20 protein-coding genes and 2 tRNA genes are annotated in these 22,256 nt (G+C 72.2%); 15 read left to right on the top strand and 7 right to left on the bottom strand.

Annotated features, from left to right (window positions below; translation table 11 throughout):
* Window positions 1-7 precede the first annotated feature (7 nt).
* The 5 genes from ACXN5W_RS27250 (at window position 8) to arfB (ending at window position 4,486) form a co-directional block, all read left to right on the top strand.
* Window positions 8-1,144 carry a DUF58 domain-containing protein gene (locus ACXN5W_RS27250; protein ID WP_473161253.1) on the top strand — a complete coding sequence of 379 codons (1,137 nt, stop codon included), beginning with the start codon at window positions 8-10 and terminating at the stop codon, window positions 1,142-1,144.
* The gene (locus ACXN5W_RS27245; protein WP_473161245.1) at window positions 1,141-2,100 is read left to right on the top strand and encodes a VWA domain-containing protein; all 960 of its coding nucleotides are present in this window, start codon (window positions 1,141-1,143) and stop codon (window positions 2,098-2,100) included. The genes ACXN5W_RS27250 and ACXN5W_RS27245 overlap by 4 nt, the downstream gene beginning before the upstream one ends.
* A 113-nt stretch (window positions 2,101-2,213) precedes the next feature.
* Window positions 2,214-3,080: a S1C family serine protease gene (locus ACXN5W_RS27240; protein WP_473161244.1), complete on the top strand. Its 867-nt coding sequence runs from the start codon at window positions 2,214-2,216 to the stop codon at window positions 3,078-3,080.
* A 66-nt stretch (window positions 3,081-3,146) separates the two neighbouring features.
* Window positions 3,147-3,959, top strand: a complete 813-nt coding sequence (locus tag ACXN5W_RS27235; RefSeq protein ID WP_473161243.1) for a DUF1345 domain-containing protein — start codon at window positions 3,147-3,149, stop codon at window positions 3,957-3,959.
* A gap of 101 nt (window positions 3,960-4,060) precedes the next feature.
* Window positions 4,061-4,486, top strand: coding sequence for an alternative ribosome rescue aminoacyl-tRNA hydrolase ArfB (gene arfB, locus ACXN5W_RS27230; RefSeq protein WP_473161242.1), 426 nt, complete (start codon window positions 4,061-4,063; stop codon window positions 4,484-4,486).
* Between the two features lie 16 nt (window positions 4,487-4,502).
* Here the strand turns inward: arfB and ACXN5W_RS27225 are convergent, their stop codons facing one another.
* The 3 genes from ACXN5W_RS27225 to ACXN5W_RS27215 all read right to left on the bottom strand — a co-directional run bounded on the left by ACXN5W_RS27225 (window position 4,503) and on the right by ACXN5W_RS27215 (window position 6,334).
* The gene (locus ACXN5W_RS27225; protein ID WP_473161241.1) at window positions 4,503-5,465 is read right to left on the bottom strand and encodes a hypothetical protein; all 963 of its coding nucleotides are present in this window, start codon (window positions 5,463-5,465) and stop codon (window positions 4,503-4,505) included.
* Window positions 5,466-5,473: 8 nt separating this feature from the next.
* Entirely contained in the window at window positions 5,474-5,821 is a 348-nt protein-coding gene (locus tag ACXN5W_RS27220; RefSeq protein ID WP_473161240.1) for a PadR family transcriptional regulator, read from the bottom strand.
* Between the two features lie 81 nt (window positions 5,822-5,902).
* Window positions 5,903-6,334, bottom strand: coding sequence for a hypothetical protein (locus ACXN5W_RS27215; RefSeq protein WP_473161239.1), 432 nt, complete (start codon window positions 6,332-6,334; stop codon window positions 5,903-5,905).
* A 233-nt stretch (window positions 6,335-6,567) separates the two neighbouring features.
* Between ACXN5W_RS27215 and ACXN5W_RS27210 the strand changes: the two genes are divergently transcribed.
* On the top strand, window positions 6,568-7,371 hold the full coding sequence (locus ACXN5W_RS27210) for a helix-turn-helix domain-containing protein (RefSeq protein ID WP_473161238.1): 804 nt from the start codon (window positions 6,568-6,570) through the stop codon (window positions 7,369-7,371).
* A complete protein-coding gene (locus tag ACXN5W_RS27205; protein WP_473161237.1) occupies window positions 7,362-7,559 on the top strand; it encodes a DUF397 domain-containing protein in 198 nt (65 codons plus the stop codon). The genes ACXN5W_RS27210 and ACXN5W_RS27205 overlap by 10 nt, the downstream gene beginning before the upstream one ends.
* 416 nt (window positions 7,560-7,975) lie before the next feature.
* On the opposite strand, the gene ACXN5W_RS27200 is transcribed toward ACXN5W_RS27205, so the two are convergent.
* Window positions 7,976-9,445: an MFS transporter gene (locus tag ACXN5W_RS27200; protein WP_473161236.1), complete on the bottom strand. Its 1,470-nt coding sequence runs from the start codon at window positions 9,443-9,445 to the stop codon at window positions 7,976-7,978.
* A 79-nt stretch (window positions 9,446-9,524) separates the two neighbouring features.
* On the opposite strand from ACXN5W_RS27200, the gene ACXN5W_RS27195 reads away from it, so the two are divergent.
* Both ACXN5W_RS27195 and ACXN5W_RS27190 read left to right on the top strand, forming a co-directional pair.
* Window positions 9,525-12,377, top strand: coding sequence for a helix-turn-helix transcriptional regulator (locus tag ACXN5W_RS27195; RefSeq protein WP_473161235.1), 2,853 nt, complete (start codon window positions 9,525-9,527; stop codon window positions 12,375-12,377).
* 100 nt (window positions 12,378-12,477) lie between these two features.
* Window positions 12,478-14,292, top strand: a complete 1,815-nt coding sequence (locus tag ACXN5W_RS27190) for a S9 family peptidase (RefSeq protein ID WP_473161234.1) — start codon at window positions 12,478-12,480, stop codon at window positions 14,290-14,292.
* A gap of 299 nt (window positions 14,293-14,591) precedes the next feature.
* On the opposite strand, the gene ACXN5W_RS27185 is transcribed toward ACXN5W_RS27190, so the two are convergent.
* Window positions 14,592-15,437, bottom strand: coding sequence for a 3-methyladenine DNA glycosylase (locus ACXN5W_RS27185; RefSeq protein WP_473161252.1), 846 nt, complete (start codon window positions 15,435-15,437; stop codon window positions 14,592-14,594).
* A 90-nt stretch (window positions 15,438-15,527) separates the two neighbouring features.
* The gene (locus ACXN5W_RS27180; RefSeq protein WP_473161233.1) at window positions 15,528-16,712 is read right to left on the bottom strand and encodes a DUF4352 domain-containing protein; all 1,185 of its coding nucleotides are present in this window, start codon (window positions 16,710-16,712) and stop codon (window positions 15,528-15,530) included.
* 277 nt (window positions 16,713-16,989) lie between these two features.
* Between ACXN5W_RS27180 and ACXN5W_RS27175 the strand changes: the two genes are divergently transcribed.
* From ACXN5W_RS27175 to ACXN5W_RS27165, 3 genes are all read left to right on the top strand, one after another.
* The gene (locus ACXN5W_RS27175; protein ID WP_473161232.1) at window positions 16,990-17,793 is read left to right on the top strand and encodes a fumarylacetoacetate hydrolase family protein; all 804 of its coding nucleotides are present in this window, start codon (window positions 16,990-16,992) and stop codon (window positions 17,791-17,793) included.
* Between the two features lie 282 nt (window positions 17,794-18,075).
* Window positions 18,076-18,150, top strand: a tRNA-Gln gene (locus tag ACXN5W_RS27170).
* Between the two features lie 83 nt (window positions 18,151-18,233).
* Window positions 18,234-18,306 (top strand) — tRNA-Glu (locus ACXN5W_RS27165).
* 240 nt (window positions 18,307-18,546) lie between these two features.
* On the opposite strand, the gene ACXN5W_RS27160 is transcribed toward ACXN5W_RS27165, so the two are convergent.
* A complete protein-coding gene (locus tag ACXN5W_RS27160) occupies window positions 18,547-19,233 on the bottom strand; it encodes an IclR family transcriptional regulator (RefSeq protein WP_473161231.1) in 687 nt (228 codons plus the stop codon).
* A gap of 49 nt (window positions 19,234-19,282) precedes the next feature.
* On the opposite strand from ACXN5W_RS27160, the gene leuC reads away from it, so the two are divergent.
* The 3 genes from leuC to ACXN5W_RS27145 all read left to right on the top strand — a co-directional run bounded on the left by leuC (window position 19,283) and on the right by ACXN5W_RS27145 (window position 22,119).
* The gene (leuC, locus tag ACXN5W_RS27155; RefSeq protein ID WP_473161230.1) at window positions 19,283-20,734 is read left to right on the top strand and encodes a 3-isopropylmalate dehydratase large subunit; all 1,452 of its coding nucleotides are present in this window, start codon (window positions 19,283-19,285) and stop codon (window positions 20,732-20,734) included.
* A gap of 16 nt (window positions 20,735-20,750) precedes the next feature.
* Complete coding sequence (gene leuD / locus ACXN5W_RS27150) at window positions 20,751-21,338, top strand: 3-isopropylmalate dehydratase small subunit (RefSeq protein WP_473161229.1); 588 nt, start codon at window positions 20,751-20,753, stop codon at window positions 21,336-21,338.
* A gap of 220 nt (window positions 21,339-21,558) precedes the next feature.
* Window positions 21,559-22,119, top strand: coding sequence for an HU family DNA-binding protein (locus tag ACXN5W_RS27145; RefSeq protein WP_473161251.1), 561 nt, complete (start codon window positions 21,559-21,561; stop codon window positions 22,117-22,119).
* Window positions 22,120-22,256 lie beyond the last annotated feature (137 nt).

The raw sequence follows: 22,256 nt of genomic DNA, 5'->3' as shown, positions 1-22,256 counted from the left end.
GGACCCGATCCGGGAGCGGGCCTCCGACCCGGCGCGCGGAGACCGGTTTTCCGCCGATCCGACGCTGCGGGAGTTGGCGCCGGCCGACCGGCTGCGTCGGCTGGAGCTGACCGTGACCCGCCGGCTGGACGGTCTGCTGCACGGGCAGCACCTCGGGCTGCTGCCCGGTCCGGGTAGCGAGATCGCCGGCAGCCGGGAGTACCGTCCGGGCGAGGACGAGGTGCGCCGGATGGACTGGGCCGTCACGGCCCGTACCACGGTCCCGCACGTCCGGGAGACCGACGCGGACCGCGAACTGTCCACCTGGGTCCTCGTCGACGCCTCGCCGAGCATGGACTTCGGCACCGCCGACCTGGAGAAACGGGACCTCGCCGTGGCCGCCGTGGCGGCCGTCGGCTTCCTCACCGCCGGCGTCGGCCACCGGCTCGGCGGCCAGGTGCTCACCCCGGCCGGGGTACGCCGATTCCCGGCCCGTGCCGGCCGGAGTCACCTGCTCGGGTTGCTCCGGACCCTGCTGGCGGCGCCGCGCGGCGAGCCGGTCGGGGAGGCCGGGGTCGGCGATGCTCGGGCGGACGTCACCCGGACCGGCGCGGGTCCGTCCGGACCGTCGGAACCGCCAGGCCGGTCCGGCCGGTCCGGTCCGCCCGGTCCGTCGGGTGCGCCCGGTGGCGGGCCCATCGGGCTGGCCGGTGCGATCGAAGGGCTGCACCGATCCGCCGTCCGGCGTGGCCTCGCCGTGGTCATCTCCGACTTCCTCGACGGGCTGCCCGACTCCGACGCCGTCGCTCCGGACTGGGAACGGCCGCTGCGCCGGCTCGCCGCCCGGCACGAGGTGTTGGCGGTCGACATCACCGACCCGCGCGAGCTGGAACTGCCCGACGTGGGACTGATCACGCTCACCGATCCGGAGACCGGGGCCCGGCGCGAGGTCTTCACCGGCGACCGGCGGCTGCGGGAGCGGTTCGCCGCCGCCGCGGCGGCCCAGCGGGACCAGGTGGGCGCGGCCCTGCGCCGGGCCGGGGCCACCCGGTTGGAACTGCGCACCGACCGCGACTGGGTCACCGACATCGTGCGGCACGTACACCTGCGTCGTCGGCTCGCCGGAATGCCGCGACCCGTCCACGCACCGGGAGGTGGAGCGTGACCCTGGAGTCACCACAACGGCTCTGGCTGCTGCTCGGCGTGGCGGCCCTGGCCATCGCGTACGTCCTGATGCAGCGGCGACGCAGCAGGTACGCCGTCCGGTTCACCAACCTGCGGCTGCTGGACCGGGTCGCGCCGCGCCGGCCGGGCCTGCGTCGGCACGTACCGGCGAGCCTTTTCATGGCGATGTTCGCGCTGCTGGTGGTCGGTTTCGCGAGACCGGCGGCCGACGTGCAGGTCCCCCGGGAACGGGCCACCGTGATGATCGCGGTGGACGTCTCCACCTCGATGCTCGCCGACGACGTGGACCCGGACCGGCTGACGGCGGCCAAGGAGGCCGCGGTGAAGTTCATCGGCAAGCTGCCCGACGAGTTCAACGTGGGCCTGGTGGGCTTCGCCGGCAGCGCGGCGGTGATCGTCCCACCCGGGACGGACCGGGCTGCGCTGCGGTCCGGGATCCGGCGGCTGGCCGAGGGCAGCACCGGGGTCCAGGGTACGGCGATCGGGGAGGCCATCGACGCGTCGCTGGGCGCCATCAAGCAGCTCGACCCGCAGGCGTCCAACAACCCGCCGCCGGCCCGGATCGTGCTGCTCTCGGACGGGGCGAACACCTCCGGCAAGGACCCGGAGGAGGCCGGTACGGACGCGGTGCAGGCGCACGTGCCGGTCCACACCATCTCGTTCGGCACCCCGACCGGCTCGGTGGACCGGGGTGGTCGACCCATCCGGGTGCCGGTGGACGGCGAGACGCTGCAAGCCGTCGCCGAGCAGACCGGCGGCGGATACCACGAGGCCGGCTCCAGTGCCGAACTGCGGGCGGTCTACGAGGACATCGGCCGGTCCGTCGGCTACCAGACCAAGCATCAGGACATCTCGGCCCGGTTCATCGGACTGGGACTGCTGCTGGCGGCCGGCGGCGCCGTCGGCTCGATGGCGTGGTTCTCCCGCCTGCCCTGACGGGTCCGGCGACCGGATCCAGCCTGACGGGTCCGGCAAGCGGGTCCAACCTGACGGGTCCGGCAAGCGGATCCAGGCAGCGCAGGCAGCCAACCAACGGCAAGGAGTGAGCGATGGCAGTGCAGACCGGCCTCGGCGAACCCCGTGGCCCGTGGTTCATCTCGCCGGACCTCGACCCGTACCGCCAGAACGGGACCGATCGGGCGGACCTGGCCGGCGTCCGCCGGGCGACCCGGTGGCGACGGGCGTTGGTCTTCGCGCTGGCCGTTGTCGCGCTGTCCACCGTGTCCGGGGCACTGGCCGGTGGGTACGTCGCGAGCCAGGGCAACCGACCGCCCGCCCCGGTCGCCTCGGCGGCCGGACCGGTGCCGCCGGACCTGGTGAGTGCCGCCGGCAAGGTGGTACCCGGGGTGGTCTCCGTGCTGGTCGACGCCGGTGGTGGCAACACGGCCACCGGCTCGGGGTTCGCCATCGACAACCTCCAGCACATCATCACCAACGACCACATCGTGGCCCGGGGCGACAGCTCCACCGTCGTCGTGGAGACCCCGGACGGCCGGCGGATGCCGGCCACGGTGGTGGGGCACGACCCGAACAGCGACATCGCGGTGCTCAAGGTGCCGCCCGAGGCCCGGCTCAACCCACTCACCCTGGCCAAACCGGGCGGTACCCGGGTCGGTGAGCCCGTCCTGGCGGTCGGCTCGCCACTGGGCCTGGCCGGCACGGTGACCGCCGGCATCGTGAGCGCGTTGGACCGACCGGTCCGGTTGGGCACCAGCCGGCACACGGCGGTACAGACCGACGCCTCGATCAACCCCGGGAACTCCGGGGGGCCGCTAGTCAACGCCCGGGGTGAGGTGGTGGGGGTGAACACCGCGATCGCCACCCTGGACGGCAGCGGGTCGATCGGCATCGGCTTCGCGATCCCGATCGACCAGGCCCAGCAGGTCGCCGACGGCATCATCGGCAAGGGCGGCTGACCCGCCCGCCTCGATCAAGGGGAGGGTCGGGGTGTGGGCCTGCCGGCTGGGGGTCACAATTCAGCCGTGACCGACGCACCGCCACCACCGGAGTCCGCCACCGGGCGGTCGGATGAGGTGCCGGCCTCATCCGCGATGCCGGGGGAGCAGGTCGCGACGCCGGAGGAGCAGGTCGGGGCGCTGGGGCAGCGGGCCAGGGCGCCGGGGCAGCAGGGTGGGGCGCCGGCGTGGCGTCGGCCGCACCCGGGTGAACACCGCTGGCCGGTGGCGCTGGTGATCATCGTGGCCGCCGTGTTGCAACTGGTCACCCCGCAGACGCTGGCCTTCGACCCCCGCTGGGTGCTGCCGACGGTGGAACTGGTGCTGCTGCTGGGCCTGCTGGTCACCAACCCGTTCGAGATGAACCGGGAGTCGCGGGTCCTGCGGACCGTCGAGCTGGTCCTGGTCGCGGTGGCGACCGTGGCGGTGACCTGGTCGGCCGGCCGGATGGTGTACCTGCTGGTCGGCGGGCACGGGACGGAACGACCGGCGACGGTCCTGGTCAGCGGGGCGGTGATCTGGCTGACGAACGTGATCGTCTTCGCCCTCTGGTACTGGCAACTGGACCGGGGTGGCCCGGCGGCCCGGGCGCGCTCGCGGGAACCGTACCCGGATCTGCTCTTCCCGCAGATGACCACGGCGCCGGACCTGGTGCCCCCCGGCTGGCGGCCGGTTTTCCTCGACTACCTCTATCTGGCGTTCACCAACTCGACGGCGTTCAGCCCGACCGACACGATGCCGCTGAGCCGGCTGGCCAAGGTGGCGATGATGCTCCAGGCCACCGTCTCGTTCCTGATCGTCGTGCTGGTGATCGCCCGCGCCGTCAACGCGCTCGCCTGACGATCGTCCCGTCGAGGCCTTGGACGCAAACCGTTCGCAGCGAACGGTTTGCGTCCAAGATCTCAGATGCCCCGCCGGGCGGTCGGCACTAGCCTGGGGGCATGGCCGACGAGCTGCGGGTGAACGACCGGGTCACCATCCCGGCCGGCGAGCTGAGTTGGCGCTTCTCCCGCTCCAGCGGGCCGGGCGGCCAGGGCGTCAACACCGCCGACTCGCGGGTGGAACTCTCCTGGAGTCTGGACGGCTCGACCGCGCTGCCGGACCACCTCAAGGACCGGGCGCGGCAGCGGCTCGGCAACCGGCTGGTGGACGGCACGATCACGATCGCGGCCTCGGAACACCGGGCCCAGTTGCGCAACCGGGAGGCGGCCAGCGCCCGGCTCGTCGCGCTGCTGGCCGACGCCATCGCGCCGCCCCCGCCACCGCGCCGGCCGACCCGTCCGTCGCGCGGCGCCAAGGAACGCCGGATCGCCGACAAGAAGCGGCGGGGCGAGATCAAGCGGCTGCGCCGCCCCGACGACCACTGACCCAGGACTGTGGGGTTCAGCGCATCACGGGTTCATCGGGTGGTAGCGACCGCACCTCGGACCTGTGGCGACGGGCGAGGTGATTGAAGCCAGCCGGGGTGGCAGCGATCAGCGTGATGAGGATTGCCAGTGGTAGCGGCTGACCGTCGAAGTGCCGCATCGCCGTGTTGGACAGCAGCGGGTCGGGGATCAGCCATCCGGCGACGAAGCCGGTGAGTCCGACGCCGACGATTACGGCGGGTCGGTGGCGCCGGACTGCGAAGGCGGCTCCGACCGCGACGGTGGCGGCGGCGAGGACCCCGATGACCGTCGGCACGGCGTCGGGAACGTACACGCCGTGGCGTCCCCATTCTCCGGTGCCTTTCCAGGCGAGGATCCCGAGCGGGACGAGGGCCCACCAGAACAGGCGTGGCCGGGGCGCGGTCCACCGCTCGCGGTCAGCGATCGCGAGCAGGATGAAGATCAAGACCGGTGTGGAGTACGCGAAGAGTTGCTGGCCGGGGTTGATTCCCATGCCGACCCCGCTGCGCAGTTCGACGACGAGCCAACCGACGATGAACGTCAGGAATAGTGCCTGCAGGATGAGGGCGGTCCGGGTTGCGCCGCACAGCCAGGCGATCAGTGGTGCGAGGGGCAGCAGGCCGAGAACGGCCAGCTGCGGCCAACTGGAGATGACGGCCGGCAGGTCGGTGGCGAGGACAGCGCCGGTGAACAGGTCCAGAGTGTCGCCGGCGGGTTGGGTGTCGGCGGCGATGAGCAGGGCACTGAGCCCGGTGGTGAGGACCGCGGTGGTGACGGGGGTCGTGAGTCGCAGCCGGATCGCCAGGGCGATGAGGCTCAGTGTCTCGTGCCTGCTCGGGTGTCGGCGGCCGTGGTCGAGGTCCAGCAGCAGTCCGAGCAGTTCCTCGCCGCGGGCGTCGCGGTGCGTGGCTGGCAGTAGGCGCAGCAGCCGTCGATAGCGTCGCTCCAGGGGGCTCATGTCCGGGTTCATCCGATGGTCCCGAGACGCGGGGTGTTGCGGGCGGCCCGCTTGTTGAGGCGCTCCTCGGCGAGTCGGACCGCGGTGGCCATCCGCCGGCTCTCAGCGCGGATGGTGTCCGCCCCCGCGTCGGTCAGTTTGTAGAAGCGACGTAGCCGGCCCTTCTCCACCTCGTCGTGGTCGGGGGCGATGAGCCCTTGGGCGACGAGGCGGTCGAGGGCCCCGTAGAGGGTGCCAGCCCGTAACCGGATCCTGCCGTCGGTCATCTCGTCGACCTCCGCCACCACGGCGTAGCCGTGGCGGGGTTGGTCGGCGAGGGCGGAGAGGATCAGGAACGTCTGCTCACTGATGTCCATGCGCTATATATATCGCGCCGCGATATATATAGCAACGATGTCGCGCGGCGTGGACCGGTTCTGGTGGCCGAACCCGTGCCCTCATCCGGGCACGTCCGGCGCTCGCCTGGTGGCCTCGGCAGCCGGCTGGGGCTGCGGCTCGGCGGCCGGCTGGGGCTGCGGCTCGGCAACCGGTTGGGGGTGGGGCAGCGGCTCGGCAGCCGGCGGGGGGTGGGGTTCGGCGGGCGGCTGGCGGCGCGGGGCGGCCCAGGCCAGGAAGCGGTGCCAGAACTCGTGCGGGGCTGGCGCGGTGTCCGGGCACAGCCGGTAGAGGTCGGCCACCGCCTCCTGCAGGGCGGTGGCGAGGTAGACGTGCAGTCCGACGCTGTCTCCGGCCCACTCGGCTCGCAGCTCCAGTCGGGCGGTGCCACACGGCCACGGCTGGGCACAGACCCGGCAGATCCACAGTGGCCGGAGCGCCAGGTGGGGCCGGCCGGACCTTGGTGGTTCCGTACCCGTCGATGTGTCGGACATCGTCGCCTCCTCGCCGTTGACGGGGGCCGCCCCCGGGTTCGGGCGAGAGGGCGGCCCGCGGTCCCGTCCGTCGACCGATCCATCCTCGCCCAGGGATACCGAACGGTTCCGCTGCGTGACAGTCTGGGTGGCGCTGGCCGGGTGTTCGGGCTGCCACGGGCCGACGACCAGTACGTACGCGGGCCGGACCGGCCGGTCCGCCGGTTGTCCGGAGGTTGTCCGTGGGACTGTGCGTGGAACCGTCGACGATGCTGGCGCACTTCGCCGAGGAGCTGCGGCTGGCGCGCGGCGCGGCCGAGCTGTCGCAGGCCGAGCTGGCCGAGGCGATCAGCTATTCGGCGTCGCTGGTGGCGAAGGTGGAGGCTGCCGAGCGCCGGCCGAGTGGCGACTTCGCGCAGCGCTGCGACGCGGTGCTGGGCAGCGCGGGCCTGCTGGCCCGGATCCAGCGCCGACTCGGCCGGGACACGATCGTGCCGTGGTTCCGCGAGTTCGCCGGCATCGAGCAGGAGGCCACCGTGCTCCGCTGGTTCGAGCCGCTGTTCGTGCCGGGTCTGCTCCAGACCGAGGGGTACGCCCGGGCCGTGCTGGCCGGCAGCGGCCTGCTGGCCCCCGGTGACGTCGAGCGGCAGGTGGCGACCCGGCTGGACCGGCAGGAGGTGCTCGTCCGGGGCCGGCCACCGCTGTTCACCGCCGTCATCGACGAGGGCGTCCTGCACCGGCCGGTGGGCGGCGTCGAGGTGCTGCACGAGCAGTTGCGGCACCTGGCAAAGCTGGGCACCACGCTGCCCCGGACCCGGATCCACGTGGTGCCGGCGAGCGCCGGGGCGTACGCCGGGCTGAACGGGCCGTTCGTGATCGCCACGCCACCGAACGGTGAGGACGTCGGCTACGTCGAGGGACAATTCGACGGACAGGTCTTCGACCAGCCCGACCACGTGCTTCGGGCCGTCGAGGTGTGGGAGTCGATCCGGGGCGAGGCACTGACCCAGGCGCAGTCCCTGGAACTGATCACGGAGGTGGCACAGGCATGGAACTGACCGGTGTCCGGTGGCGCACCAGCAGCCGGAGCAACGGCAACGGTGGCGCCTGCGTCGAGGTGGCCGACAATCTGCCCGGCGTGGTCCTGGTCCGGGACAGCAAGGACCGGTCCGGCCCGGTCCTGAGTTTCGTGCCGGCCACCTGGCGATCGTTCGTCACGGCGGTGCGGGACGGCGGCACCGACTGACCCGAGGTACGGGTGAGGCTGGCATCCTCGCTCACCGAAAGTGAGCGCCGGTTGCTCCCCGCCCCGGTGTCTTCGCCTTCCTTTGCAATGCTTCCCTCCAGGCAACAGGCACCCCGAGTAACCGGCAACCTGATCCGGAGAAACCCGGCAACGAGCAGCACCGCAGCTCAGCATTGGTGTCGCCTGGGGGGAAGCATTGCAAAGCGAGGAACAGGTGGGTGGACGAGCCCTCCGGGTGACTACCGAGCGTCAGGGGCGTGGGGTTCGCGACGTTGTCACTGACAGTGTCGGCTAACCACCGGTGCCCGCCCCACCCAACCCGCCACACCGACCCGCCCCGCCCCAACCCGCCACACCTGCCCGCCCCACCGACCCGGCAAACCATCCTGGACACCGCCCTACAACCAGGCCTGGAGTCAGCGTTTCGGCAGGGCCTGGATGAGCGCCGCCAGGGTCAGCTCCAGGACGATCAGCGCGACCAGCCCGGCCCGGAATCCGGCGGTCAGATCGGCCGCCCGGTAGAACACGATGCCGATCAGGGCCACCCCGACCGCGTTGCCGGTCTGGTTGACCGTGGACAGCACTCCGGCGGCGGCGCCGGTGTGCTGCGGGCGTACCCGGGACAGCACGATGGTGGTCAGCGGCGCGAGCGCCATGCCCATCCCGATGCCGTCGACCGCCAGCCCCGGGACGAGCCAACCGACGCCCCGGTCGGCGGCCGCCCACATCGCGGCCAGACCGAGCACCATGATGAGCGCGCCGAGGCTGACCACCTGCCGACCCAGCCGGGCGGCGATCCGGTCCGCGTACATCGAGGTGCCCAGGTAGCCGGCGCCGATGGCGATGAAGACGACGCCCGCCGTCAGCGGCGAGAGGCCGCGGCCGACCTGTAGGTAGAGGGCGAGGATCAGGAAGAACGACGCCTGGCCCATCCAGAACGCCTGGGTGGCCAGCAGCCCGGCGGAGAACGCCCGCTCCCGGAACAACGCGAGGTCGACCAGCGGCTGCTGCCGGCCACGCTGGACCAGCGCGAACACCCCGAACAGCAGGGGCGCGGCGGCCAGGCACTCCCAGGTCCACATCGGCCAGCCCTGCTCCCGTCCGCTGATCAGCGGCAGCACCAGCGCCACCAGCGCGGCGCTGAGCAGGACCGCCCCGGTCAGGTCGAGCCGGCTGACGGGGTGCCGCGACTCGGGGATCCGGCGCAGGAACACCAGCGCGACGACGCCGATCGGCAGATTGATCAGGAAGCACAGCCGCCAGTCCAGACCGAACAGGTCGGCCCGGATCAGCAGGCCGCCGATCAGTTGACCGAAGACCGCGCCCAGACCCATCGTCAGGCCGTACCGGGCGAAGGCCCGGGGTTGCGCGGCGAGCGGGACGCTGGTCCGGATGATGGCCAGGACCTGCGGCATGAGCAGCGCGGCGGCCAGTCCCTGGAGCACCCGCGCGCCGACCAGGAAGCCGGCCGTGGGCGCCACTCCACACAGCACGGACGCGGCGGTGAAGAGGCCCAGCCCGATCCCGAAGACCCGGCGGCGGCCGTACCGGTCACCCAGCCGGCCGCCGGTGACCAGGCCGGCGGCCACGGCGAGGACGAAACCGGCGACCACCCACTGGAGTACGGCCGAACTGGCGCGCAGATCCTGTTGGAGCACGGGCAGAGCGATGTTAACGATGAACGCGTCAACCGCGACGACGGCGATGGAGGTGAGCAGGACCGGCAGGAAACCCGGGACGGCTGCCGGGTCGACCGGGTCGACCGGGTCGGTCGGGTTGGCCGGGTCGACCGGGTCGGTCCGGGGGATGCCGGTGCGGGGACGGGCCGGGGCGCGGTGCGCGTCAAGCCGGCCGGTCGGGTTGGACTTCAACTCGGTGAGCTGCATGAACGCGACGCTATGCGGCATCGACCGGCGCGGAATCGGTATCGCTTAGGTAATCCGTTACCTGTGTAGGGTCAAGCCCATGCTGTGCGGCCGCTCGGGGGAACAGGACCGGATCGCCGGACTGGTCCGGCGGGCGTACGCCGGGGAGAGCGCCGTCCTGGTGTTGCGCGGCGGGCCGGGCATCGGCAAGACCGCGCTGTTGGACTGGGCCGCTGGCCTCGCCGGGCCCGACTCGACGGTCCCGACCGGCCCGACGGCCCCACCGGGTACGGCGGTCCCGTCGGATGTGCCGGTCCGCCCGTCGCTGCGGGTGTTGCGGGGGGCCGGCGTCGAGGTGGAGGCGGAACTGCCCTTCGCCGGACTGAGTCAGCTGCTGCTACCGGCGGCCGACCGGCTCGACCGGCTGCCGGCACCGCAGCGCCGGGCCCTGGCCTCGGCGTTCGGCCTCGGCGAGGGGAACCGGCCCGATCGGTTGCTGGTGGGGCTTGCGGTGCTGTCGCTGCTGGCCGAACTGGCCGACGACGGCCCGCTGCTCTGCCTGGTCGACGACGCGCACTGGCTGGACACCGTCTCCGCCGAGGCGCTGCTGTTCGCGGCCCGGCGGCTGCGGGCCGAGGGCATCGTCGTGATCTTCGCCGCCCGGGACGACGGCTTCGTCGCGCCGGGCCTGCCGACCCACCCGCTTCGCGGGTTGGACCCGACCGAGGCCGCCCGGCTGCTGCCCGCCGACCTCGACCCGGCCGCCCGGTCCCGGGTGCTGGCGGAGGCGCAGGGCAACCCGCTCGCCCTGCTCGAACTGCCCCGGACGCTGAGCGCCGGGCAGCGTCCCGGGCCGGTGCCGCTGACTGACCGGCTGCTGGCCGCGTTCCATGGGCAGGTCGACCGGCTGCCGCCGGCCACCCGGACACTGCTGCTGGTCGCCGCCGCGGAGGAGACCGGGGACCTGGACGTGCTGTTCGGCGCGGCGGCCTCGCTCGGGGCCGGGACCGCCGACCTGCGCCCGGCCGAACAGGCCCGGCTGGTCACGGTAGAGCACCGGCGGCTGCGGTTCCGGCATCCACTGGTCCGGGCGGCCGTCTACCGGGAGGCGCCCTTCGACCAGCGGCTCGCGGCCCACCGCGCGCTCGCCGACGTACTCACCGAACCGGACGCCGCGGACCGGCGGGCCTGGCATCGTGCCGCCGCGGCGACCGGCCCGGACGAGGATGTGGCGGCCGCCCTGGAAACCACCGCCGAGCAGGCGCGGGACCGGGCCGGTTACCGGGCGGCCATGGCCGCCTTCGAACGCGCCGCCGAACTCAGCGAGGCCCGGCCGGCCCAGGCCCGGCGGTTGCTGCTCGCCGCCGAGAGTGGGCTCCAGGCCGGGGAACCCGCCACGGCGGTACGGCTCGCCGAGCGGGCCGCCGGGTTCCACGACGAACCGGCCTTCCTCGCTCGGGTCGCCGCCATCGAGGGACACGCCTGGTTCTGGCAGGGCGTCCACCGGACCGCGTACGAGCTGATGAGCGGTGGTGCCGACCTGGACCCGGCGCAGCGGGCGCCACTGCTCGTGGCGGCCTTCCATCCGGCCTGGTACCTCGGCGAGCCGTACCTCGGCGCGGTCCTCGACCGGCTCGCGACGGTGGACCATCCGGTCGCCCGGTTCGAGGTCGCGGCGCTGCGGGGTGTGGCGCCGCCGCTGGCGACCACGGCCGCCGAGGCGGGGCCACGACCTGTGGACCGGGTCCAACTGTGCGGGCTGGGGTTCGTCGCCGGCCAGGACGCCGAGGCGTACGAGCTGGCCGGCGCCCTGGTCGAGCGGTGCCGATCCGAGGGGGTCCTCGGGCTGCTGCCCACCCTGCTGTTCTTCCGGGCGGAGGCCGAGTTCTTCCACGGCCGGCACCGGGACTCGGCGATCAGTCTCGACGAGGGGATCGTGGTCGCCGAGGACGGCGGACAGCCGATGTGGGTCAGCCAGTTGCTGGCGATGCGGGCCCTGCTCGCCGCGGTGGCGGGCGCCGAGTCGGACTGCCGGGAACTGGTCGGCCGGGCCCTGGCCGGGGCGGCGCCGGGCACCGAGCCCGCCGGCCGGCCCTGGACGCAGTGGGCACTCGGCCTGCTCGACCTGGGACTGGGCCGGGTCGAGTCGGCGGCGACCCGGCTCGCCGGCCTACAGGAGAACCCGTACGCGCATCTGGTGTGTGCCCGGCGCAGCGTGCCGGATCTGGTGGAGGCCGCCGTCCGCGCGGGGACGCCCGAACTGGCCCGACCGGCCCTCGACCGGTTCACCGAATGGGCCGACCGGGTCGGCTCGCCGTGGGCGCACTCGTTGGTGTACCGGTGTCGCGCCCTGCTCTCCGGCGCGGAGGAGGATCACCTGCGCGCACTCGACCTGGCCGCCCGGCCGTTCGAGCAGGCCCGCACCGAGCTGCTGTACGCCGAGTGGCTGCGCCGGTCCCGGCGCCGGGCCGAGGCACGCGCCCGGCTGGAACGGCTCGGGTGGACCTTCGACGAGCTGGGCGCGCCACCGTGGGCGGCGTGGGCCCGCGCCGAACTGGCCGCCACCGGCGTCCCGCCGGCAACCGCGACCTCGGCCGCCGGTCGGGCCGGGCCGTTCGGTCCGCACGGCGCGGCTGCCGCGGTCGGTCAGTTCGAGGCGGGCGTTCGGTTCGGGGCCGGTGGTCCGGTCGGGGCCGGCGGTCCGGTCGGGGCCGGCGGTCCGGTCGGGGCCAGCGGTCCCGCTGGTCCGGTGGGGATGGTCGGGGCGGTCGGGGCGGCCCTCACCCCGCAGGAACTGCGGATCGCCCGGCTCGCCGGGCAGGGAATGACCAACAAGGACATCGCCGCGCGACTGTTCCTCAGCCCGAAGACCGTGGCGTACCACCTCTACAAGGCGTACCCGAAGCTCGGCGTCACCAGCCGCGCCGAGCTGGCCTCGCTCCCACTGCGCTGAAAGGAAGGGCACCTTCTTATCGTTTTTTGTATAGGAAGGGTCCCTTCCTGACCGTTGGCCGTGCCGCAGAAAACTTGATGGACATCGGTAGGCTCGCCACATGCCTGAATACCGGGACTTCCAGCCAACGCTGCGGTACGCGCCCACGCTGGCGCTTTCGCCGGACGGTTCGATGGTGGCCTATGCGGATGACGCAAACGGGCAGTTCAACGTGGTGGTGCGGTCGGTGGATGGTACTGGACCTGAGCGGCGACTCACCTCGTACACCGATTCGACGGTGCGCTGGCTGGACTGGCACCCGGACGGGAAATCGCTGTTCTTCCTCGCGGACACGGACGGCGACGAGTACCGCCAGTTGTATCGGGTGCCGCTGGACGGCGGCGAACCGGAGCCGCTGACCGACGCGCCCGCAGTGCAGTTCGACGCCGCGATGGGTCCGCCGTGCTCACCGGACGGCCGGCTGCTGGCGTACGCGGGAAATGACCGGGTGCCGCAGGACCAGGACGTACTGCTGCGTGACCTGGACACGGGCGAGACCCGCCGGCTGCCCGCGGACGGTGGCCGGATGCAGCCGGGCTACTGGGCCCCGGACGGCCGCCGGCTGACCGCCGCGCAGTGGCGAACCGGCACCGACGTGGTGCTGTACGTGCTACCCGTGGACGGCGGGCCGGCCGTACGACTCATCCCCGAGGACCGGGTCCGCACCTACTGGCTCGGCCCGTGGCTGCCCGACGGCTCCGGCTTCCTGGTGCTCACCGACGCCGACCGGGAATTCACCGGACTGGCCGTGATGGACCCCGAAACCGGCGAACTGTCCTGGTGGGACACCCCGGACCGGGACATCGAGGACCTGGCCCTGTCCGCGGACGGCCGGGTGCTGGTCTGGCTGGTCAACGAGGACGGCGTGGACCGCCTGCGCGGCCGGGACCTGTCCACCGGTGCGGACCTGCCGATGCCGGACCTGCCGGCGGGCGCGGCGGGGGAACTGCACCTGTCGGCGGACGGGCGGCTCGCCGTACTGCGGATATCCACCGCCACCCGTCCGGCGAACATCGCGGTGGTCGACCTGGACGGCGGCGAGCTGCGCTGGCTGACCGAGGCCGTTCCCGGCGGCGTCGACCCGTCGACGCTGGTCGAACCGACGCTGGTGGCTTGCCCATCCCCGGAGGGACACTCGGTGCCGGCCTGGCTCTACCGGCCGGTCGGCGCCAGCGGCCCGGTCGGTGTGGTGCTGTCCATCCACGGCGGACCCACCTGGCAGGAACGGCCCGCGTACCTGCACGACGGGTTCTACCAGTACCTCGTCGATCGCGGCGTCGCGGTACTGGCACCCAACGTGCGTGGCTCGACCGGGTACGGCCGGACCTACCAGGAGGCGATCAACCGCGACTGGGGCGGGGTGGACCTGCGCGACTTCGCCGCGGTGGCGACCTGGCTGCAACAGCAGGACTGGGTGGACCCGGCGCGGATCGCGGTGTTCGGCGGCTCGTACGGCGGTTTCGCGGTGCTCACCTGCCTGAGCCGGCTGCCCGAACTCGGCTGGGCGGCGGGCGTCGACCTGTTCGGAATCAGCAACCTGATCACCCTCGCCAACAGCTCGCCGCCCACCTGGCGGACCCTGGTGGCGACCCGGATCGGCGATCCGGACCGGGACGCCGCCCAACTGATCACCCGATCGCCGATCACGCACGCGGACCGGATCCGGGCGCCGCTGATGGTCATCCAGGGCGCGAACGACCCCCGGGTACCGCCGGCCGAGAGCGAGCAGATCGTGGGGCGGCTGCGCGACCGGGGTGTCGAGGTGCGGTACGAGACGTTTCCGGACGAGGGCCACGGATTCACCAAGCGGGAAAACCAGATCCGTGCCTTCACCGCGGCCGGCGACTTCCTGCTCCACCACATCGGCGGCAGGTAAGGAAGGGCACCTTGTTATCGCTTTTCGTAGAGGAAGGGCCCCCTATTAACCGGCACCGGCGTTAATTGACCGGCCTGAGCGTCCGGTACGGCCGTGCGGTCGCCGTACCGGGGAGCGCCGGTGTCGTCCGCCGTACCGGAGAACGCTGGTGTCGTCCGCGCTGCTGGCGCACGCCATCGAGCCCGCTGCGACGCGCGGCCGACCACGATCAGGGTCCGGCTGGCGACGCCCGGGACACGAGCGTTAAGAGGGGGCCCTTCCTCTACAAAAAGCGATAAGAAGGTGCCCTTCCTTTCGCCTCAGTCGAGGGCGGCGAGCAGGCGGGCGCGTAGCGGTGCGGCTCGTTCGGCGAAGTCGCGCTGCGCCGCCGCGTACTCGGCCCGGCCGGCCGGCGTCTCCACCCGCACGGGCGGGTAGCCGAGGTCGGCCAGGTCGTACGGGCTGGCGCGCATGTCCAGCGTACGGATCTCCCGGGCCAGTTCGAAGCAGTCCGCCACCAGTTCGCTGGGCACCAGCGAGGAGAGCTTGTACGCCCACTTGTAGAGGTCCATGTTCGCGTGCAGGCAGCCCGGCTGTTCGAGGTCGTGCTGCCGTTCCCGGCTCGGCCGCAGCAGGTTCAGCGGTCGGGCGGGTTCGGTGAAGAACCGGTAGGCGTCGGAGTGGCTGCACCGGATCCGGTTCTCCTCGACGGTCCGGGCCGTGGCGTCCGGGCCCAGCCGCAGCGGCCACGCGTTGTGCCGGACCTCCGCCGGACTCTGCCGGTAGACCATCGCCCACTCGTGCATCCCGAAGCAGCCCAGGTGTGCCGGCCGGGCGGCGGTGCGGGCCAGCAGGGCACGGATCCACGCGATCGAGTCGGCGCGTCTGGCGCGTACCGCCGCGGTGTCGAGGGTGACCCCGGTGGGCCCGTTCCGATAGTCCGGGCCGAACTCGGCGGCGTCGACGTCGGCGAGCGCCACGCCGGCGCCCGGGTGCCAGCGGCGCAACTGCGCCGGCCGGTGCGAGTAGTAGGTGAAGAGGAAGTCCTCCACCGGATGCTTCCGGCCCGCCTGGCGGCGGGCGAGGTGCGGGGTCAGCCAGGCGTCGACCCGCGTCTCGTGGGCCCGGCGGCGGGCCCGCCACGAGGCCGCGTCGAGCACGACCACCGCGCCGGCCCGATCCGTACCCCCGACGGCCCCGGACCCGGCGTCGGTCGCTGCGGCTGAGGTCACCTGCCCAGGGTACGCACCGGCGGATCAGCGCAGATCGACCCGGGCGCCGGCCGAGAACACGCCGCTACGCAGCTCGACCTGGGTGGGCTGCTGACCCCCTGTGGTCGGGAACACCAGCGGGACGATGCGCCGCTCGCCCGGCGGGATCGGATCCCCGAACCGGTCCTGGGCCAGGTTGGCCACCCGGGTCGCCGCCTCGTCGGCGCTCACCCAGTTGCCGTCCGGCAGGTACGCCCGCTGCATCGCGGCGTACCAGCGCTGCCCCCGGTCGGAGGCGTTGCGCACCCCCACGGTCACCGTGCAACCCCGGCCCGCCGGGCAGGCGACCTGGTAGACGGTGAACTCGAACACCGACTCGTGCAACGGCTCGCCGAGGCTGCCCTGCACCGCCGACCCGCTCCAGGCCCCGCTGGACGGTTGGCGAGCGCCCTGCACGGCGCTCACCCGCTCGGTGGCCAGCCACAACGCGCTTCCGGAGACGGCCCCGATGACCAGCAGCAGCGCCGCCATCGTGGCCCACAGCGGTGGCCGGCCACGGGCCGGTCGGACCAGGGTCGGCGTGGCGGCGCGGGGCGGTCGGGGATAGACGTTCGGCTCGCTGAGCGCGATCAGTTGCCGGGTCGCGCGTTGTCGCCGCACCACCCGTCGCCGCCAGGCCCGCACCGTCAGCACCAGCGCGCCGGCCAGCAGCACCACGGCCCCGATCAGCCCGAGTACGGCGGGACGCCGCCACCCGGGCGCCGACCCCGAGGCCAGGAAGCCACCCGATGGCCGCCAGGTCGCCGTCGCGCAGTCGTCCGGCACCGAGATGCCGGTGGTGAAAACGCACGCCGGAGCGGCCAGGTCGAGATCCGCCTGCGGTTTCGGCATGGTCGCGCTCACCGTTTCGGTGCGGCCGGCCGGGACCCGGACCCGCCAGGTCAGCAGGGTACGGTCACCGCTGGCCGCCGGCTCCGGATGCCCGCCGTGGCTGATCGCAATGGGGGACAGGCCAACCGGCAACTCCTGCCGGACCGTGGTGTTCACCGAAGTGATCGTCCGGTTGCTGATCTGGACCTCGTACGAGGGTGAGACGTTCCCGACCGGCACCACCGCGAGCGTCACGGTCGATGGTGCCGCCCGGGCCGCTGTGGCGGGCGTGATCAGCATGGACAGGCCGCTCGCGGCCAGTACGGCCAGCAGACTGGCCCCGATTTTCGATGCGCGCATCGTCGTTCCTCCCTGGGGCCGACGCTAGGCGGGTGGCCGGCGGTGGCCCCCCGGAAGGGCTGAACCCGGTGCGCCAACCAGGTCGGCGCGTTACTCTGCGCCGCTTCGGTGCGTACCCTCCGTGATCCGGGTGGGAATGTGGGCGTTGTCCGGGTAGTGCGGCGGCGCTGTCCGGGTGCGCGCGCCGTCCGGCCCGGCTGTGCGCGTCGTCCGGCCTGGGTACGTCCGGTGCGGCGCTCCGGCGTGGCCGCCGGCTGGGTGCGGCTAGATTGGCCGGGTGCGTATCGCTCGTTTCGCTCATCCCAAGGGAATGTCGTTCGGTGCCGTCGAGGGCGAACCGGACGCGGGTCCGGACGCCCTCACGATCGCCGAGATCGAGGGCCACCCGTTCGGCCAGATTTCGTTCAGCGGGCAACGCTGGGCGCTGGCCGACATCCGGCTGCTCTCGCCGATCCTGCCGAGCAAGGTGGTGTGCGTGGGGCGGAACTACGCCGAACACGCGGCCGAGCACGGTGTGGAGGTGCCCAAGGAGCCGCTGCTGTTCCTGAAGCCGTCAACCTCGGTGATCGGGCCCCGGGACGCGATCCGGCTGCCGTCGGCGTCCCGGCAGGTGGAGCACGAGGCCGAACTCGCGGTGGTGATCGGCCCGCCGGGCGCCCGCCGGGCCGACCGGACCGCCGCCGAGCGGGCCATCTTCGGCTACACCTGCGGTAACGACGTGACGGCGCGGGACCTGCAACGCTCGGACGGGCAGTGGACCCGGGCCAAGGGCTTCGACTCGTTCTGCCCGCTCGGCCCGTGGATCACGACCGGCCTCGACGTCTCGGATCTGGAGGTCCGCTGTGAGGTCGGTCGCCCGCCGGACGAGATGGAGGTACGCCAGCTCGGCCGTACCAAGGACATGATCTTTGACGTCGTGGGACTGGTGTCGTACATCTCGCATGTCATGACGCTGCTGCCCGGGGACGTGATCCTCACCGGGACGCCGGCCGGGGTCAGTCCGCTGGTGAGTGGCGAGACCGTGGCGGTGCGTATCGAGGGCATCGGTGAACTGTCCAATCCGGTGGTGGGAATGGACTGACCGGGCGTCGGAACCCCTGACCAGAAGCCCTCAGGGTCACCGGGCGCCGGGACCTGGGTCAGGCGCCCCCGGGGTCAGGGGTGCTGGTGCCGGTGCCGGCGTCAGGGGTCCGGTGCTGGTGCTGGTGCCGGCGTCAGGGTCCGGTGCCGGTGCCGGTGCTGGTTGCTGGTGCCCGAGGTTGGGCGGTCCGGTATCCGCGCTGGTCAGCACCGGTTTCCGGGGGTCGATTTGGTCGGGCCATACCGGTCCGGTAGAGTTCAGATCCGGCGCGGCAAGCGCCGATGGGGTATGGGGTAATTGGCAGCCCGACTGATTCTGGTTCAGTTAGTCTAGGTTCGAGTCCTGGTACCCCAGCCACCGATGCCCGCGAGGGCGCCGGTAGCTGGTTCTCTGGTAGAGTCCAGCACCGTTGATCGCGAGATCAACAAACGGAAGTTCCTGGCCCCGTCGTCTAGCGGCCTAGGACGCCGCCCTCTCAAGGCGGTAGCGCCGGTTCGAATCCGGTCGGGGCTACGGTTCACGGCCCGCATCACTTCGCTGATGCGGGCCGTTTCATTGTGCCCGGCCCGACCCCACCCTGTCCGGCCATTCCCAAAACCCCACCCCCCCGCACCCACCTACCCGGACCCCACCCGAACCCCCACTCCGGGTTGATCATGAAGTTAGCGGTCAATTCGATCTCTAAATCGACCGCTAACTTCATGATCAACCCGGGTAGCGGGGGGGTGGGGGGAGCGGGGGGGTTGGGTGGGGTTAGAGGCCGCTGAGGCGTTGGCCGGCGCGGACTACTGCCATGGCGTGGCGGTCGCCGGGGCGGCGGCCGAGGCGTTCGATCGGGCCGGAGACGCTGATCGAGGCGATCACCCGGCCGGTGCGGTCCCGGATCGGGGCTGAGACGCTGGCCACCCCGGCCTCCCGTTCCGCGACGCTCTGCGCCCAGCCGCGCCGCCGGACCTCGGCGAGGGTGCGGCCGGTGAACTTGCAGCGTGGCAGCAGTGGCATCACCGCCTCGGGCGGTTCCCAGGCGAGCAGGACCTGGGCCCCGGAGCCGGCGGTCATGGGTAGCACCGAGCCGACCGGTACGGTGTCGCGCAACCCGCTCGCCCGCTCGGCGGCGGCCACGCAGATCCGCTCGTCGGCCCGGCGCAGGTAGAGCTGCGCGCTCTCGCCCGTGGCGTCCCGCAGGGCGGTGAGCAGTGGCTCGGCCGCGGTCAGCAGGACGTCGGGCGCGGCGTTCGCCAGCTCGCCCAGCCGGGGGCCGGGACGCCATCGGCCCTGGGTGTCCCGGACCAGCATCCGGTGAATCTCCAGTGCCTGTGCCAGCCGGTGTGCGGTGGCCCGGGGCAGCTTGGTGCGCTCCACCAGTTCGGCCAGGCTCGCGCCGTCCACGCAGGCCGCAAGGATGACGACCGCCTTGTCGAGGACGCCGACACCGCTCATACTGTGTCCCACAAGCCGAAACCTACCTCCCAAACTTTAGGATGTCCAGATGGTGGAAGCCACTAAACATCAACGATCTCGGACGCTGGCCGAGAAGGTCTGGGATGCCCATGTGGTGCGCGCGGCCGAGGGCGAGCCGGACCTGCTCTACATCGACCTGCATCTCGTGCACGAGGTCACCAGCCCGCAGGCGTTCGACGGCCTGCGGGCCGCGGGCCGCCAGGTCCGTCGCCCCGAGCTGACCGTCGCGACCGAGGACCACAACACCCCGACCGGGTACGCCGATCCGTCCGCGTCGACCCGCCGCGGCGACCTGCTGACCATCGCGGATCCGACCTCCCGGACCCAGCTGGCGACGCTGCGCGACAACTGCGCCGAGTTCGGCATCACGCTGCACGCCCTCGGCGACGAGCAGCAGGGCATCGTGCACGTGATCGGTCCGCAGTTGGGGCTCACCCAGCCCGGCCTGACGATCGTCTGCGGGGACTCGCACACCTCCACCCACGGCGCGTTCGGGGCGCTGGCGTTCGGCATCGGCACCAGTGAGGTCGAACACGTCCTGGCGACCCAGACCCTGCCGCAGCAGCGACCGAAGACCATGGCGGTCACCGTGACCGGCCAACTCGCCCCGGGCGTCACCGCGAAGGATCTCGTGCTGGCCCTGATCGCCCAGGTCGGCACCGGCGGTGGCCGCGGGTACGTGGTGGAGTACCGCGGCGAGGCGATCCGGGGGCTCTCCATGGAGGGCCGGATGACGGTGGCCAACATGTCCATCGAGTGGGGCGCCAAGGCCGGCATGATCGCACCGGACGAGACCACCTTCGAGTACCTGCGCGGTCGGCCGCACGCCCCGACGGGCGAGCGGTGGGACGCCGCCGTCGAGTACTGGCGGAGCCTGGCCAGCGATCCGGACGCCCGGTACGACGCCGAGGTGCTGCTGGACGCCAGCCGGATCAGCCCGTTCGTCACCTGGGGGACCAACCCGGGGCAGGGCGTCGGGCTGTACGAGTCGGTGCCCGACCCGGCGGAGATGACCAGCCCACAGGAGCAGGCGGCGGCCCGGCGGGCGCTGGAGTACATGGACCTGCGGCCCGGTACGCCGCTGCGGTCCGTGCCGGTGGATGTGGTGTTCCTCGGCTCCTGCACCAACGGCCGACTGGAGGACCTGCGGGCGGCGGCCGACGTGATCCGGGGGCGCCGGGTGGCCGACGGGGTACGGATGCTCGTCGTACCGGGCTCCGCGGCCGTCCGGGAGGCGGCCGAGGCCGAGGGGCTGGACAAGGTCTTCTCGGACGCCGGCGCCGAGTGGCGGTTCGCCGGCTGCTCCATGTGCCTGGGAATGAACCCGGACACCCTGCGGCCGGGGGAGCGCTCCGCGTCGACCTCTAACCGCAACTTCGAGGGCCGGCAGGGCCGGGGCGGTCGTACCCACCTGGTGTCGCCGCAGGTGGCGGCGGCGACGGCGGTGCAGGGCCGGCTGGCCGCGCCCGCGGACCTGTAGACGGGAAGGAATCGACATGGAGAAGCTCACCGTACACAGCGGCAAGGTCATGCCGCTGCGTCGATCCAACGTGGACACCGACCAGATCATCCCGGCGGTCTACCTCAAGCGGATCACCCGGACCGGTTTCGCCGACGCGCTGTTCGACTCGTGGCGGCAGGATCCCGAATTCGTGTTCAACAACCCCGCTTATTCGGGTGCGTCGATTCTGGTGGCCGGCCCCGAGTTCGGCACCGGGTCATCGCGGGAACACGCCGTGTGGGCGTTGCGGGACTGGGGTTTCCGGGCGGTGGTCTCGCCCCGCTTCGGCGACATCTTCCGGGGCAACTCCCTCAAGGAAGGGCTGTTGCCGGTGGAGTTGGAATTGAGCGCGATCGAGCAATTGTGGGATCTCGCCGAAAGTGACCCATCGGCCACTGTGACGGTAGATCTGATCTTGCGTGAGGTACGGGCCGGAGACCTCCGCTGGCCCTTCCCGCTCGACGACTTCAGCCGCTGGCGCCTGCTGGAAGGGCTGGACGACATTGGACTCACGCTGCGAAACGAATCGTTGATCACCGATTTCGAGCGGACCCGTCCGGACTTCCTCCCGGTCGCGGGATAGCGGTTCGAGCCGACCGCGGGCGCGTTTCCACCGGCGCCCGCGGTACCGGTGAATCGCCTACCCCACCACGTCTTCCGGCCCGAGCCCGTGATCCGGGCGGTGAGAATCCGTTGCGACACAAGGGCTTTTTTGGAGCAGATGTTTGTTTCTGCCGGTCACAGGGCATACGGTGCGCGCAGAATGGCTCGCGTTGAGTCCAGTTGCACATCAGGAGGAAGTCGTGAACAAGGCCGAGCTCATCGAGGCGCTCACGGATCGCCTCGGGGACCGGAAGACGGCGACGTCGGCGCTCGACGCGGTCCTGGCGGAGATTCAGGCAGCGGTCGCCAAGGGCGACAAGGTGGCGATCACCGGTTTCGGAAGCTTCGAGAAGCGGGTACGCGGGGCGCGAACAGCCCGCAACCCCCGGACCGGAGAGCCGGTGAAGGTCAAGAAGACATCGGTGCCGGCGTTCAAGCCGGGAACCGGGTTCAAGGAGATGGTGGCCAGCGGGCGGGTGCCGAAGACCACGGCCGCCGCCAAGAAGACCACCGGAGCCACCAAGACGGCCACCAAGACGGCCGCCAAGGCGCCGGCCAGGACCGCCGCCGCGAAGAAGACGACGGCGAAGAAGACCACCGCGGCGACCAAGACGGCCGCCGCCAAGAAGACGACGGCGAAGAAGACCACCGCGGCCACGAAGACGGCCGCCAAGAAGACCGTCGGTACCAGGGCGACGTCGGCGGCGAAGAAGACCACCGCCAAGAAGGCGCCGGCCAAGAAGGCCACCTCCCGGCGCTGACAATCCAGCCGTACGAGCAGTGGGGGGGGGGGGGGGGGGGGGGGGGCGCCAGCCCCCTTTTAAGGGGTTTGTTGGGGGTGTCCCGAGTGTTCGGGAAAAAAGGGAGGACCAGAAGAGAGAACACAAGACACCCGCCC

The sequence above is a fragment of the Plantactinospora sp. A48 genome, assembly GCF_055793945.1.
The sequence above is the reverse complement of the archived record's forward strand: the minus strand, read 5'-3'. Positions and strand labels throughout refer to the sequence as shown.